This is a genomic window from Microbacterium sp. 22303 (genome assembly GCF_052045265.1).
Lineage (GTDB): Bacteria > Actinomycetota > Actinomycetes > Actinomycetales > Microbacteriaceae > Microbacterium.
Genome location: NZ_JBQEOQ010000004.1, coordinates 45,536 through 59,879 on the forward strand (window position 1 = coordinate 45,536; position 14,344 = coordinate 59,879).

Consider the following 14,344-nt stretch of genomic DNA (forward strand, 5'->3'; position numbering starts at 1 on the left):
CGAGCGCCTGACGGTTCAGGCTCTGGTCGAGGTCCGCACGACCAGGGTGCCGTGCGCGGGCGGGGGCACCTCGAGCGTGAGAGCCGGTTCGAGCTGCCGCAGCAGCGCGGCCGCCGCCTGACGACCCAGCGCCTGCGGCTGCAGATCGACGGCCGTGATCTCCGGGGCCGAGTTGCGCAGCCCGTCCGCATCGGATCCGCACACCACGCGCACGTCCTCCGGGACGCGCACCCCGCGCGCGACGAGCCGATCCACGAGCGCCCGAGCGTGGTCGCTGGTCATGCAGTACACGCCGTCGGGCGGTTCTGGCAGGGCGAGCAGCTCATCGGCCGCCGCCGCGCCCTCCTCCGGATCCGACCGCTCCGGCACGTACCGCACGTACTGCGCCGCCGGCGGGGTGCGCTCCCGATAGCGCCGTTCGGTCGCGGTGTTCCACTCGATCGGATCCGTGCCCAGGATCAGTGCGATGCGTGTCGCCCCGGCGGCGGCGAGGTGATCGAGCACCCGATCCGTGATGGGCTCGGTCGCGATGTCGATGACGTGCGGATCGTCCGGATCCGCAGGATCCGACCCGACCAGCGTGTAGGGCATGCCGCCGACACGCAGCGCGGCGACGAGCGGATCGTGCTCGACCGGGTCGGTCACGATGATGCCGTCGCATGCCCAGGCGGTGGCCGGAGCATCCGGCACGCTGGGGTCGGCGACGAGCATGAGCGCGTACCCCTGACCGAGCGAAGTCAGCGCGGCCGCCCCCGCGAACCGCGGGAAGTAGTCGACGTCCTGGATCTGCTGCGGCTCGACGCCGACGGCGGGCCGCAGCACCAGCCCGATCACCCCGAGTCTGCTGCGACGCAGCCCGCTCGCCACGACATCCGGGTGATATCCCAGCGCGGTCGCCGCCGCGCGCACCCGCGCCTGGGTCGATGGATTCACGACGCCGTTGCCCGAGAACGTGTGCGACACCGTGGTCACCGACACCCCCGCGCGACGGGCCACGTCGCGGATCGTGGATCGCTGTCTGCGCATGCCGTGATGATAGTCGCGGATCCGCTTGTCCAAATCGTTTTGGATCCCTAGCGTTGCGTTTCGAGCGCGAACAAGGATGTCGCGCACCCGACCTTTCTCCCTGGAGGATCCATGTCGCAGACGACACCCCCCACGGCCGACGCCGCGCCCGCCCTCACCCATCCCGTGCCCACCGACAGCGCCGTGCGCGTCGAGACGCACGGCATCGACTACATCCCCGACACGGAGCGGCACGGCCGTGCCCGCGACCTGTTCGCCGTGTGGGCGGCGCCCAACGTGAACTTCCTCGCGGTCGTGATCGGCGCGACCCTCATGCTGCTGGGCCTGAACCTGTGGCAGGCGCTGCTCGTGATCGTGATCGGCAACCTGTTCTCGATCATCACCGGCATCGTCGCCGGATCCGGTCCGGCCGCCGGAACGCCGAGCGAGGTGATCACCCGCGCGATGTACGGCGTCATCGGCAACCGCTTCAACGTCGCGATCGCGGGCTGGCTGATCAGCGTCTGCTACCTCGCGATCAACTGGGCCGCGGCCACCACGGTCGCGGTCGGACTGCTCGGCCGGCTCGGCGTGCCCTCGTCGCCCTGGACCATCGCGCTCAGCGCGATCGTGATCGCCGCCGCCACCATGGTGATCAGCGTCTACGGCCACGGACTGATCATGCGCCTGTACCAGCCGCTCGCGGTCGCGCTCGCCGTGATCTTCGCCGTGATGGCGGTCTTCGTCGTCGGCGGCGCGCACTGGGGCTACACCCCCGCCGAGCCGCTGCACGGCCTGGACCTGGTGGCGATGATGGCCGCCGGCATCGCGCTGGTCGCCTCGAGCCCCCTGTCGTACACGAACAGCGCCGACTTCGCGCGCTACCTGCCCGCGAGCACCCGTGTGCGCGACGTCGCCCTGTGGACGACGCTCGGCATGGTCATCCCCGGCGTGCTCGCCACGTTCGTGGGCGCGCTCGCGGCGAGCGCCGTGGACATGTCGGATCCGGAGGCGGGCCTGGAGAAGTTCCTGCCGGGCTGGTTCGCGCCGGTCTTCCTCATCTCGGTCATCGTCGGCACGATCGCGAACAACGCCATGACCGCCTACAGCTCCGGCTTGGCCCTGCAGGCCGTCGGGATCCGCCTCCCGCGGTCGCGCACCGTGCTGCTGGACGGCACGGTCGGCGTGCTGATGACCCTGTTCGCGCTCCTCGTGTGGAACTTCCTGGACAGCGTCTCGAGCGCCCTGCAGCTCGCGGTCGCGATCCTCGCCCCGGTCATGGGCGTCTACCTCGCCGACATGCTGTGGCGCCGCAACCGCTACGACGGCGCGGCACTCGCAGACGACAGCCACGGCAGCCGGTTCTGGTTCAGCGGCGGCGTGCACATCGCCGGCGCGGTGGCCGTGCTCGTCGGCATCGGCGCCGCACTGCTGTGCAGCGCGACCCTCGTCTACGTGGGCCCGGTCGCCGCGCTCATCGGCGGGATCGACCTGTCGGTGCCGGTCGGCCTGATCGTGCCGTTCGTCATCTACCTGGCGCTGGTGCGCCGCTCGCCCCGCTCGCAGGCCTCGCTGTGAGTCCCCGGATCCGGACAGAGAAGGACCAGAACGCATGAGAACCCCCGGCACCTGCACGACCCACTACCGCGGCGGCGCGATCTTCACCTCCGACACGCAGCCGTGGGCCCAGTCCCTCATCGTCGAGGCGGGACGCGTGCTCTTCGTCGGAGACACGGCCGCGGCCGACGCGTTCGCCGCCGACACCGTGGTGGAGCTGGACGGCGCCCTGGTGATCCCCGGAATCGTGGATGCGCACACGCACCTCGTCGGCCTGGGCGAGTCGCTCGAGCAGGTGGATCTGCATGACGCGACCGATCTCGCCGAGATCCAGTCCCGCATCGCCGCAGCAGCCGCCGCCAACCCTGCAGCCCCGCGGATCCAGGGTCGGAGCTGGCTGTTCTCCAGCCTCCGTGGACAGGCTCCGCACCGCGAGATGATCGATGCCGCGGTCGCCGAGCGGCCCGTATACCTGCACGCGAACGACAACCACTCCGCCTGGGTGAACTCCGCCGCCCTCGCCGAGCTCGGCATCGACGACGAGACGCCGGATCCCCTCGGCGGCACGATCCAGCGCGACGCCGCGGGGCACGCCACCGGCATGCTGCTGGAGAACGCGGTGTTCGCGTTCCTGCGCGAGAAGCTGGATGCGCTCACGAGCGATGCCGACCGCGAGGCGCAGTTCGAGGCCGCGCTGCGCACCTACCTGGACGCCGGCGTCACGGCTGCCGTCGACATGGCGCTGGGTGAGCACGACCTGCGCGCCATGCTCGCCGTCCAGGAGCGGCACGGCGGCACGCTGCCGATGCACGTCGCCGCACACTGGGCCGTGTACCGCACGGGCACCGCGGAGGGCGACGCCGCCGCCGTGGACCGCGCGATCGCGCTGCACCGCGAGCACACCGGACCCGGCCTGCGGATCGCCGGCATCAAACTCTTCGTCGACGGCGTGATCGACAGCTGCACGGCGGCCATGCGCGCTCCCTTCGCCGACGGCTCGCAGCCGGAGGCGCTGTGGGATCTGCCCTCACTGACCGCGGTCGTCACCCGCGCGGACGCAGCAGGGCTGCAGATCGCCATGCACGCGATCGGCGACGCCGCCTCCGCGCTCGCCCTGGACGCGCTCGAGGCCGCGGTGGCCGCCAACGGCCCGCGCGCCGAGCGCCGTCATCGCATCGAGCATCTGGAGACCGTGGACCACGCGACGCCCCTGCGCCTGGCACGCCTCGGAGTGATCGCATCGATGCAGCCCGTGCACTGCGATCCCGCGATCCAGGACAACTGGCGGGCGATGCTCGGCGACGACCGTATCGAACGCGCCTACCCCTGGGGAGAGTTCGCCGAAGCCGGCGCCACGCTCGCGCTCGGCACGGACGCCCCGACCGCGCCGTTCGATCCACTGCCGAACCTGTTCATCGCCACGACGCGGCGGTCGGCCTTCGATCCCGCGCTCGAGGCGAACCTCCCCGGCAACGCGATGGCGGTCGCCGACGCGGTGCGCCGGGCCACCCGTGACGCGGCCTACGCCTGCGGCTGGGAGGGCGAGCTCGGCGTATTGCGCGCGGGAGCCGCAGCCGACTTCGTGATCCTGGACGCGGATCCGTTCCGCGACGGTCCTGAGACGTTCCTCACCACGCGGGTGCGCACGACGGTCGTCGCCGGCCTCGACCGCGCCGCGATCGCGGCCGCCGCCCCGGATCACCGCTCGTAGAGCAGGATCACGCTTCCCGCGCCGTCGACGCGGCGGGTCTCGTGGTAGCCCAGCGACCGCAGCTGCCCGAGACCCCAGGTGTCCTCGACGCCGTCGAACTTCAGCTCGACCACCCAGACCCGCTCGACGCCGTCGAAGCGCCCCATCCCGGCCGCACGCGGTATGCCGTAGGTCTGGTCGTACCAGGTGTAGGACTTCTGGAACGGCGTCCTGAGCAGCAGGTCCGTGACGTTCCGGAAAGCCGTCGGATCCGTCGCCTTCGCGAGCCGGGTGCGCTGGGACGGGCGGGCCCCGTCATCGAACACGATGCCGTCGCCGGGCGCGGCGTTCGTGCTGATGAAGGCGGCGATGTCGTTCCAGTCGGACTGGTTCTTCGAGTACGGTCCGCGCTGCAGGGCCGCCACGGGCACCGCCGCGATCACGACGACGGCGATCGAGACGGCCGCGAGCCGCGCCCCCAGTCGACGGCGCGGGAGACGGGCGAGCCGCCTCACCCCGAGCGCCATCACGATCGCGACCGCGGGCGCGGAGAACGAGCCGTACCGGGCGGTGTAGACCGCGACGAAGGGGGTGACCGCCAGCAGCAGTCCCATCGGCACGATCATCCAGCTCAGCGCCACCACCTCGAGGCGGATACCGGGCGTACGCCACCGTCCCGCTCCGGCGCGCCGCATCTGGATGAGCTCTCGCGCGAACGCGATCACGGCGACCAGGATGAGGGCCCAGGCGATCGCGGTGAACCACCACTCCTGGAACCACATGTTCTTCAGCACGACCTCGGCCGTGACCGACTCCCGCACGGCGAGGAACGCGATCTGTCGTCGCTGCAGGAATCCGAACCACGCCAGCGGCGTGCAGAGCACGAGGGCGATGCCGGTGCTGAGCATCCACGCGCGCCAGCGCCGCCGCAACGCCGGCGACAGCAGCACGATCACCAGGGCCGCGGGCACCATCAGCGCGACATAGAGGAAGAGCCAGATGCCGACCGTGAGCACGGCCGCGTAGGCGATCCAGCCGCCGACCGCGCGGGAATCACGGCGGCCGATCTCCACGAGGATTGCGATCAGCACTGCGGCGAGCGCGGCGGTCATCGCGTAGGAGCGGGCCTCCTCCCCCGCGAAGATCAGCCGCGGCAGGACCGCGGCGAACACGCCGGCGACCACGGCGAACCGCAGCGTGCCGAAACGTCCGCACAGCCAGACCACGGCGGCGGCGCACACGCCCACCGCGAGCGCCGACGGGAATCGGATGGAGAAGGCGCTCGGTCCGAACACATCGATCCACGCGTGCAGCCCGAGGTAGTACAGACCGTGCACCGCGTCGACGTAGCTCAGCATGTGGATCAGCGACGGCAGCGGCCGCGTCGCCGACATGAGGCTCGCAGCCTCGTCGCCCCACAGCGACGGGATCCAGGATCCCGCAGCGCTCGCGGCGACGGCGAACAGCCCGACCAGCGCCCCCCACAGACCGAGCCGGCGGGGATCGGCGGTCGGTTCCTCCGCATCGGGGATCTCCGAGCCGACCGCACGGGGCAGGGCCTGACTGGTCACGTCGCCCGAGCGTAGCCTGCGCGGCTTGGCGTCCCCTCCGAGGCGACGCGCCGGATCCGCGTCACGCCGTGGGACATCCGCGATCCGCCGCCGATCCTTCACCCATCGTTCTCCAAGTGTTCGCCGGGCACGCGCCTAATATCCTTGATCCGTGTCACTCTCCTCCTCCGCACGGCGCCTCCGCTCCACCGCCCGACGCCTGAAGCGCGCTGTCGAAGCCGAGCGGATCGCCTTCTGGCGCTCCCGGCCCGTCCGCCCCGATCAGGTGCTGTACGAGTCCTTCGCGGGCAATGGCATGCTGTGCAACCCGGAGGCGATCTTCCGCCACCTGCTGGCCGACCCCGACTACGCGCACCTCACGCACGTCTGGGCGCTCGCCGACGATGACGCGATCGCCCGGTTCCAGAACGAGTTCTCCGCCGACCGCCGCGTCTCGTTCGTGCATCGCGGATCCGCGTCCTACCGTCAGGCTCTCGCGGTGAGCGGCTGGCTGATCAACAACGCCACCTTCCCGACCTGGTTCGGCAAGAGGGAGGGCCAGGTGTATCTGAACACCTGGCACGGCACGCCCCTGAAGCTCATGGGCTTCGACATGCCGTCGGGGGCGGTGCAGTCGGCGAACACGCTGCGCAACTTCCTGATGTCGGACTTCCTGCTCGCGGCGAACCCGTTCATGGCCGAGACCATGTACGAGGGCGCCTACCGGCTCACCAACGTCTACCCCGGCACCCTCATCGAGGAGGGCTATCCCCGCATCGACCGGCAGCGCCTCGACAGCGCGGCCGAGGCGACCGTGCGCGCCGAGCTCGAGGGCAGCGGCGTCCTGCTCGGCGAGAAGCCGATCGTGCTGTTCGCACCCACCTGGCGCGGGAGCTCCTTCGACGATCCCGAGGACAACATCGACGAGCTCGCCGCCCAGCTCGCGGCCCTGCAGGCCGGCGTCGGCGACGGCCACGTCGTGGTGCTGAAGACGCACCAGATCGTGCACGCACACGCCTCGGCCCGTCCGGAGCTGGCGCGCTCGCTCGCGCCGAACTCGATCCCCTCCAACGTGCTGCTCGGGGCTTCGGCGGGCCTCGTCACCGACTACTCGTCGATCTTCTTCGACTACCTGGCGACGGGCCGGCCCATCGCGTTCTTCACCCCGGATGCCGACCTGTACTCCTCGGGTCGCGGCACCTACATGCCCCTGGATACCCTGCCCGGCCCTGTCGCCGACGACGCCGCCGGGACCGGCCGCGCGCTCAGGGCGCTGCTGGAGGGCGCCGATCCGCACCCGCAGTACGCCTCCTGGGCCGAACGCTTCGCCCCGTTCGAGGATGGCGGCGCGACCGCACGCGTCGTCGACATCGTGTTCGGCGGCGCCCGCGAGGGCTATCGGGCGCGTCCCACCGCGCACGACGGCCGCAAGCGCCTGCTCGTGTATCTCGGCGGCATGAAGCCGAACGGCATCACCACGAGTGCGCTCAACCTGCTGGGCGCGATCGACCACACCCGCTACGACGTGACGGCGCTGCTGCCGAAGCGACGGCTCAGCACGGATCCGCTGACGCAGGCCCGCATCCCCGCCGAGGTGCGGCAGGTGTTCCGCATCGGCGGGATGAACGGGTCCAAGGCCGTGCACCTGCGCCGCCGCATCGACGAATGGCGCGGATCCCCGCGCACCCCCGGCACCGAGCCGTGGCACGAGGAGCTGTGGAACGCGGAGTGGACGCGCGTGTTCGGCGACGCCCGCTTCGACTGGGTCGCCGACTTCAGCGGCTACGGCCCGCTGTGGACCAGCCTGCTGCTGCACGCCCCCGCGGTCACGGAAGGCGGGCCCGATCCGGTCCGGGCGATCTGGATGCACAACGAGATGGCCTCCGACCGCGAACGCACCGTGAACGGCAAGGCCACCATGAAGCGCGGCCTCAGCACGGTGTTCGCGATGTACTCCGAGTACGACCAGCTCGTCTCGGTCTCGCACCAGCTCACCGAGCTGAACCGCATCGAGCTCGCCGAATACGCCTCCGCCGAGCACTTCCGCACGGTGCGCAACTTCCCCGACGTCGAGCACGTCACACTCGGTGCCCGGCGTCCGCTCAGCGAGTTCTTCTCCGAATCCGACGCGCAGTACGAGGCCGCCGACCAGGAGATCCCGCCCCGCCCGGCATGGTACGAGACGCTCCAGGCCGACGAGGGCGAGCTCCGCTGGTTCGTCACGGTGGGCCGCCTGAGCCCCGAGAAGAACCATGCGCGCCTGATCCGCGCGTTCCACGACGTGCACCGGGCGCACCCCGAGGCCCGGCTTCTCATCGTGGGTGCGGGCCCGCTGCGCGCCGACCTGCAGCAGCAGATCGATGAGGCGGGGCTCTCCGATGCGGCGTTCCTCACCGGAGCGCAGCGCAATCCCTACGCCCTGCTCGCCGCCTCCGACTGCTTCGTCCTGTCCAGCCTCTACGAGGGGCAGCCGATGGTACTCATCGAGGCCGCCATCTGCGGTCTGCCGATCGTGTCGACCTCGTTCGGATCCGTGTACGGCGCCCTGCCCGAGGGCTCCATCAGGATCGTGGCGCAGGACGACGACGCGCTCGCGGCCGGGATGACCGCGTTCCTCGACGGCGAGGTCCCTGCGGCGACCCTCGACACGGACGCCTATCGCGCCGACGTCAAGGCCGAGTTCGAGGCTCTGCTGACCGACTGAGCGGCGCGCTCGATAGGATCCCGGCATGACCGCCGACGCACGACCGCCCGGTCCGCCGGTGCGCGGTGTGCCGCGCGGTCTCGTGATCGCACGCGCATGGGAACGGCTCTCCGGAGTGGATGCCCTCACCGGGCCCACCGGTACCCCCCTGGCCCGCACGACGAAGCTGGTGCTCGATCCCCTGGTGATCCGCCCGTCCGCACGCCCGCACCTGGCGTACGCCGTGCTCTCGGACGACGCCGCCGAAGAGCTGGAGGCGCTGATCGACGAGGCGCGGTCGGATCTCGCCGCGACGGCCGCCTGGTTCGTCGCGCTGAAGCGCGCGCGTCGTCGCGCCGGAATCACTGGGGGCAACCCCCAGGACCTCTATTTCCAGCGTGCGTTCGAGCTGGCCCGGCACCGCGGCGCTCCGGCGCACGACGCCGATGCCGTCGCCGCGGCGACCCTGGCGGAGGTGCACGACGGAGTCCGCCCCGGACTCGCCGAGCTGCGGGCGCACCTGAGCGACCCCGCGGTCGCGACACAGGTGAGCCGGGAGATCGCGGAGGCCTGGGCTCGTGCAGCGGCGCCAGCGGGCCCGGTCGTGCGCGACGCGTTGCGACGGCTGCTGGACGCCTGCGCGACCGGCGCCGGAACAGGCGACTTCGCCGCCCTCGTGGCGTCCCGCAGCGGATCCGCCGGCGCACCGCCGGCAGACCTCGCCGGTGCCGCGCGAGAGCTGGGGCTGACCGCGAAAGACCTTCCCTCGCCGCCGGACCCCGGCTCCAGAGCGACCAAGACCGCGATGCCACCGCCGTTCGACAGGTCGCTGTTCGAGCGGCTGTTCGCGTCGTTCGCCGCCGTCGCGGACAGCGGCGGTGACATCGGCGATGTCGTGCACGCCGAGATCCAGCGCACTGCCGGCGCGTGGCAGCTCACCGAAGAGGAGAGCCGCGTCGTGCTGCTCGCCGCGACGGAGGCGTCCGCTGCGCTCGGGGATCCGGCAGGATCGACCGGATCCGGCGTCACCCCCGCCGCCGCGGAATCGACACCTCACGCGATGACCGACGCCGCCCGGCGCCTGCGCGCACGGTGGCGACGCGAGCCTTTCGTTCATCGGGCTCTGCGCCTCGGCGAGAGCCCGACCGTGGCACAGGGTGCGCGCGAGGCCTTCGTGCGCCGCCTCTGGGCACGGCTGCACGGACGCGAACTGCGCGGCGACGCGATCCTGGCGGACGAGGTCTGGACCCTCCTCGACGGCGCGCTGCGCTCGGTGATCCTCGACCGACGCGGCCTCGTGAAGGCCTCGATCGGCCGCGATGCCCTCGAGGACGCGGCATGATCCTTCGCGCGGCACGCACCGCGGAGGGCCTGCGGATCGGGGCGACGCCCTCGAGTGCCGCCCACTCCGCGCTGCTCGAGACGGCCGGTGCACTCCTGATCTGGGATGTCGCTGATCCTGACGTTCCTCCGGCGGCGTCCGTCTGGGATCCCGCTCTCGCGATCGACGTCGCCTGGCAGGTGTACGGTCCCGAAGTGGTCCCCGCGCTCCTCGGCCAGACGGATGCGTTCGAGCCGACCCCGGCTCCCGCGCTCGACCATGCTCGGCGTGCGGCGCTGGCGGCGTGGGCGGCCGCGTGGTGGCCGGCCTCGACGCTCGCCGGCGTCCCCCCGCTCGATCCGCGGATCCTCTCCGTGGAGCGGGCGGACGCACTGCTCGCGGTGGAGCACCTGCTCGACGGCGATGAGCTCCTGCTCGCGGCGCTCGCCGACGGCCTGGTCGCCGGGCGGGCCCTCCGCCTCGCACCGGGGATCCACGCCGCGGTGCGCCCCGCACTGACGGCGCTCGAGGGCCGCCTCGAGGAGGCGGCCGCGGACCGCGGCATCACCGCCGGCAGCGCCGCAGCGACCGTGCCGGCACGAGCGGACCTCGCACTCGCCGCCTCCGCGACCGTGCGCTCCACCGCGGGCGTGCTCGCCGAGGGCACGCGGCCCCTGGACCTCTCCGCGTTCGCGCCCGGCACGGTCGATGCCGCCGGATCGGCACACTGGCAGGTGCGCTCCGGACAATCCGACGTCGTGCTGGAGGTCTCCGCACCGCGTGCGCCGTCGTCCTCCCCCACGGATCCGGGACCGCTCGACGCAGTGTTCGCGGGCATCGCGCTGACCCTGCGGCCCGAACCGGGTCGCTTCGCGGGCAGCATCTCCGTCCCCGTCACGATCCTGCTCACCCCGCCGGACGCGCGCACGCTCACACTCGCCTCGCCGGGATATCGCGGCCATGGAGATGTCGATGCGGAAGCGCTCCTCGCCATCGCCCACGCGCGACTCGACCGCGCACGGGAGACCGTGATCGACGACTCCGGGCTCCCTTCTCGAGCCGTGCTGCTCGCCGAGCAGGAGGCCGCGAGGCGATGACGGAGACCGAGGCGGCGAGCGGGACGGCGGGATCCTTCAACGCTCAGATCCTGAGCCTGCCCGGATCCGGCAGCCTGCCGGCCCGGTGGCAGCACATGGAGCCGCTCTTCGGCGAGCTGGCGTCCGCCTACGCATCCGGCGGCCCGATCGCGGCCGAGCCGGTCACTCGCCGCATCCTTGCGGCCACAGAGGTCGAGGACATCGACGGGGTCGGCCTCGACCTCCGCGGCCGAGCGCTGGCCAATCTGTCCGCGATCGCAGAAGCGCGCGGGGATCTTCCCGCGGCGATCGATCTCGTGTCGGAGGCGATCGCCGCCTGCACGGCCGCCGAGGCGATGATCGGATCCGCACGCCGCACCGCGGAGGTGCGTTTCGGAGCGGTGATCAATCGCGCGCAGACGCTCGCGCTGGTCGGTCGCTCGATCGAGGCCATCCACGACCTCGAGGTCCTCGGTGGACAGTTCGACGACGCCACACCGCCGCTGCTGGTCTTCGGACGCCACAACACGCTCGGCGGCATCCTGCTCGATCGGGAACGCTTCGGCGACGCCGAGGTCGCCTTCCGCGCAGCCCTGAACACGGCACTGTCGCACGAACCGCGCCTTGCCTCGTACGCGTACTCCGGCCTCGCCGCACTCGCCCACCGCACGGGCGATCCGCGTCTCGCCGCCGAGCAGCTGGAGATCTCGCGGCAGCTCCAGACGACCGGCCCGATCGCCGTGGCCCGCACCGAGGAGAACCTGGGACGGCTGCTGCTCGAGCGCGGCGAGGTCGATGCCGCCGAGGAGCGATTCGCCGCCGCGGAAGAAGGCTACCGGCGCGGCGGCGATCCTCGCTCGGCCTCGGTGTCCCGCCTCGGACGCGCCGCCGTGCTGCTCGCCCGCGGTCGGCTCGCCGCCGCACGGGGGATCGCGGAGCAGGTGTGCGCGGACGTGCTCGTCCAGGGCGACGTGTGGGCACAGGTCCAGGCCGAACTGCTGCGGGGCGACATCCTCGTCGCACAGTGGCGCTTCCCCACGGCGGACGCCGCATACCGACGGGCGCGCGCCGTGTCCGCGTCGACGGGTGCACTGCACGAGGCCGCACGGATCGACGTGCGCCGGGCGCTCGCCGCGCTCACCGCGGCCGACCGTTCGCTGTTCCGCGGCGAGAAGCAGCGCATGCGCCGTGCGGCGCTCGATCTGGCGCTGCCCGCCGCGCTCGCGACGGATGCGCTGCGCGAGCGATTCGCGGCCGGGCCGATGCGTGAGCGGTGGATCCGCACGGTCTCGACGGTCGCGTTCGAGGTCGCTCTGCAGAGCATCAGTGCTCTCGCCGAGACCCGCCTGGCGGTGGAGGTGATCGAGTTCCTGTGCTCCTCGCCCTCGCTCGGCCCCGCCGCACCTGCCGTCTCGCGAGCCGAGCCCGCGCCGGAGAACGACCGCGTCCACGTCGCCGTTCTCGAGGCGCCGTACGCCCTGGCCGCATCCGGGGACAGCGGTCTCGCTTCCCCTGTCTCCTCGGCCGGAGGGGCGCTGCCGTTGTTCGTGCGGGCGATGCCCGGCGACGACTCATTCCGGGTGTGGATCGCCGAATCGGAGCGCCGCTACGGGGTCGCCATCCGCTCCGCGGAGACCGTCGATGCCTGGTGAGCGAGTGACCGCAGGAGATGTCGCCGACGGGGCCCCGGAGCGCCCGTGTGTGCAGGTGAAGTTCGCCGATGTCGGCGATCTCTACGTGACGTGGCGCTGGGAGCACACGCTCGAGCGCCCGCGAGCGTACGCGATCCCGCGCGCCGCTGTCCAGCCGGTGCTCGACCGGCTCGACGAGTCGCTGCCCTCGCCTCGGCACGGTGAGAGCGTCGTCGAGGCGCTCGACCGTGCCTTCCGCGGACCGCTCGCCGATCCGGACCGGGAACGGCGGCTGTCCGCGGAACTGGCGGGGGCGCTGCTGCCTGCCCCGCTCGCGGCCGAACTGAACGCCATGCTCCTGCGCGACCGACGCCCGCATCTGCGCATCCAGGGCTCCCCCTCGCTCGGCCGCGTGCCCTGGGAGGCGCTGTTCGTCGACACGGATCGGCGGATGGTGCACGAGGCCGAGGTGTCGCTGCTCGTGCCGGCCGGCGTGCGCAACGCGCCGTCGCGACGCGTCTCCCCCTGGGATCCGCACGGTCCGGTCGTCGCGGTCCTGGATCCTCCCGTGCCCGGGGGGATGCTCGCTCCGGTGCTCGGGCCGACGGGGACCGGCCAGGCACTCGCCGCGCTGCAGGAGCGACTCGGATCCCGGGCCCGCGGCGCCGAGCCTCTCCTGGGCGGCGCGATCGACCGGGTGCGACTGCGCGCGCTGCTCGCCGATGCCTCCCGCTTCCTGTACGTCGGGCATGTGTCATCGTCCGACCATGGTCTGGACGTGCGCATGCATCTGTCCGACGGCCCCGCCCTCGCCGGCCGTGCCGCTCTGCTCGGCGCCCATCGCCCGCTCACGGCCGCCGACATCGCCTACGGCGCGCCGGAGGACGCCGGCGACGACGGCTGGCGCATTCCGGCCCGCGTCGCGCTGATGGCCTGCGAGTCCGGCGGAGACACAGGATTCGCAGAGCCCACGGCGCTCGTCGCGGCGCTGGTCCGGGGCGGCGCGGAGCACGTCGCCGCCGCACGATGGGCGCTGCCCACCGACGCGGGATTCGCGCGCGCCGCCGGCGCGGACGCCCCGGCCTTCAGCGCGGCGGTCGATGCGGTGGACGCGACCCAGGAGAGCGCGGACCCGGTAGCGGCGCTGAACGCCTGGCAGCGCGCCAGCGCCGAGACCTGGGCGCGCTCCGGCGCTGTCGAGCACTCGCCGCTGATGTGGGCGGCGATCTCCACGACCTGGTCACCGCCGCGCCGGGACAGATGATCCTCGAAAACCTGTGATCGGGAGCAATCGCCCGCCGGCAGTCTGAGTGCATCCACAGGGATACGCAGTTCCACCGGAACACACAGGAGGTACAGATCATGGGACTCTTCGATCGCGCCAAGAACGCACTCGCCGGCATCGACCCGCAGACGATGGCTGTGCAGGCGCAGGCCGCACAACAGCTCGCCGCACAGCAACTCGCCCAGGCGGGATACTCGGACGGCTCGCTGCCCATCGCCGCGGAGAGCGCAGACCTGCGGGCACAGATGCAGGCCGACCACGATGTGCTGAACGCCTACGGTCAGGAGCTCAACCGGGTGATCGCGATCGGCACGCCGGGGACCGGCATCATCACGGGTGCCGTCGACACGGGAGAGCGTACAGCGGGCAACGCCTGGTTTCGGATCGAGGTCGAGGTGACGATTCCGGGTGCCGCGCCCTACACGGTCGCCAAGCGGGAGATGGTCGCCGCGCAGTTCATCGGCAACTACGCGATCGGATCCGCGCACGGCATTGCCGTCGACCCGGCGGATCCGCAGAACATCGCCCTGACGAGCTGAGCGCATC

At 72.0% G+C, this 14,344-nt stretch carries 10 protein-coding genes; 8 read left to right on the top strand and 2 right to left on the bottom strand.

The features are described from left to right. Window positions 1–15: 15 nt before the first annotated feature. Window positions 16–1,026 (bottom strand): LacI family DNA-binding transcriptional regulator, encoded by a 1,011-nt coding sequence (locus ACTJI8_RS12095; RefSeq protein WP_440733690.1) that lies wholly within the window; start codon window positions 1,024–1,026, stop codon window positions 16–18. A gap of 111 nt (window positions 1,027–1,137) precedes the next feature. On the opposite strand from ACTJI8_RS12095, the gene ACTJI8_RS12100 reads away from it, so the two are divergent. Both ACTJI8_RS12100 and ACTJI8_RS12105 read left to right on the top strand, forming a co-directional pair. After that, window positions 1,138–2,583 carry a purine-cytosine permease family protein gene (locus ACTJI8_RS12100; RefSeq protein ID WP_440733691.1) on the top strand — a complete coding sequence of 482 codons (1,446 nt, stop codon included), beginning with the start codon at window positions 1,138–1,140 and terminating at the stop codon, window positions 2,581–2,583. Window positions 2,584–2,617: 34 nt separating this feature from the next. Then, window positions 2,618–4,273: an amidohydrolase gene (locus ACTJI8_RS12105; RefSeq protein WP_440733692.1), complete on the top strand. Its 1,656-nt coding sequence runs from the start codon at window positions 2,618–2,620 to the stop codon at window positions 4,271–4,273. On the opposite strand, the gene ACTJI8_RS12110 is transcribed toward ACTJI8_RS12105, so the two are convergent. Further along, window positions 4,261–5,823, bottom strand: a complete 1,563-nt coding sequence (locus ACTJI8_RS12110; RefSeq protein ID WP_440733693.1) for a glycosyltransferase family 39 protein — start codon at window positions 5,821–5,823, stop codon at window positions 4,261–4,263. The two genes, ACTJI8_RS12105 and ACTJI8_RS12110, sit on opposite strands and share 13 nt — an antisense overlap. Before the next feature lie 151 nt (window positions 5,824–5,974). On the opposite strand from ACTJI8_RS12110, the gene ACTJI8_RS12115 reads away from it, so the two are divergent. The 6 genes from ACTJI8_RS12115 (at window position 5,975) to ACTJI8_RS12140 (ending at window position 14,337) form a co-directional block, all read left to right on the top strand. Further along, window positions 5,975–8,506 (top strand): CDP-glycerol glycerophosphotransferase family protein, encoded by a 2,532-nt coding sequence (locus tag ACTJI8_RS12115; RefSeq protein ID WP_440733694.1) that lies wholly within the window; start codon window positions 5,975–5,977, stop codon window positions 8,504–8,506. Window positions 8,507–8,531: 25 nt separating this feature from the next. Continuing rightward, on the top strand, window positions 8,532–9,827 hold the full coding sequence (locus tag ACTJI8_RS12120; RefSeq protein WP_440733695.1) for a hypothetical protein: 1,296 nt from the start codon (window positions 8,532–8,534) through the stop codon (window positions 9,825–9,827). Continuing rightward, complete coding sequence (locus ACTJI8_RS12125) at window positions 9,824–10,903, top strand: hypothetical protein (RefSeq protein WP_440733696.1); 1,080 nt, start codon at window positions 9,824–9,826, stop codon at window positions 10,901–10,903. The genes ACTJI8_RS12120 and ACTJI8_RS12125 overlap by 4 nt, the downstream gene beginning before the upstream one ends. Next, complete coding sequence (locus ACTJI8_RS12130; protein WP_440733697.1) at window positions 10,900–12,534, top strand: hypothetical protein; 1,635 nt, start codon at window positions 10,900–10,902, stop codon at window positions 12,532–12,534. Before ACTJI8_RS12125 ends, ACTJI8_RS12130 begins: the two co-directional genes overlap by 4 nt. Further along, the gene (locus ACTJI8_RS12135; protein ID WP_440733698.1) at window positions 12,524–13,777 is read left to right on the top strand and encodes a CHAT domain-containing protein; all 1,254 of its coding nucleotides are present in this window, start codon (window positions 12,524–12,526) and stop codon (window positions 13,775–13,777) included. The genes ACTJI8_RS12130 and ACTJI8_RS12135 overlap by 11 nt, the downstream gene beginning before the upstream one ends. A 98-nt stretch (window positions 13,778–13,875) precedes the next feature. Further along, window positions 13,876–14,337 carry a hypothetical protein gene (locus ACTJI8_RS12140; protein ID WP_440733699.1) on the top strand — a complete coding sequence of 154 codons (462 nt, stop codon included), beginning with the start codon at window positions 13,876–13,878 and terminating at the stop codon, window positions 14,335–14,337. The last annotated feature ends 7 nt before the right edge of the window (window positions 14,338–14,344 follow it).

Excerpts from the sequence above, each read along its gene's own strand:
- ACTJI8_RS12095 (WP_440733690.1), bottom strand. The coding sequence starts at position 1,026 with ATGCGCAGACAGCGATCCACGATCCGCGACGTGGCCCGTCGCGCGGGG.
- ACTJI8_RS12135 (WP_440733698.1), top strand. The coding sequence starts at position 12,524 with ATGCCTGGTGAGCGAGTGACCGCAGGAGATGTCGCCGACGGGGCCCCG.
- ACTJI8_RS12140 (WP_440733699.1), top strand. The coding sequence starts at position 13,876 with ATGGGACTCTTCGATCGCGCCAAGAACGCACTCGCCGGCATCGACCCG.
- ACTJI8_RS12130 (WP_440733697.1), top strand. The coding sequence starts at position 10,900 with ATGACGGAGACCGAGGCGGCGAGCGGGACGGCGGGATCCTTCAACGCT.
- ACTJI8_RS12100 (WP_440733691.1), top strand. The coding sequence starts at position 1,138 with ATGTCGCAGACGACACCCCCCACGGCCGACGCCGCGCCCGCCCTCACC.
- ACTJI8_RS12105 (WP_440733692.1), top strand. The coding sequence starts at position 2,618 with ATGAGAACCCCCGGCACCTGCACGACCCACTACCGCGGCGGCGCGATC.
- ACTJI8_RS12125 (WP_440733696.1), top strand. The coding sequence starts at position 9,824 with ATGATCCTTCGCGCGGCACGCACCGCGGAGGGCCTGCGGATCGGGGCG.
- ACTJI8_RS12120 (WP_440733695.1), top strand. The coding sequence starts at position 8,532 with ATGACCGCCGACGCACGACCGCCCGGTCCGCCGGTGCGCGGTGTGCCG.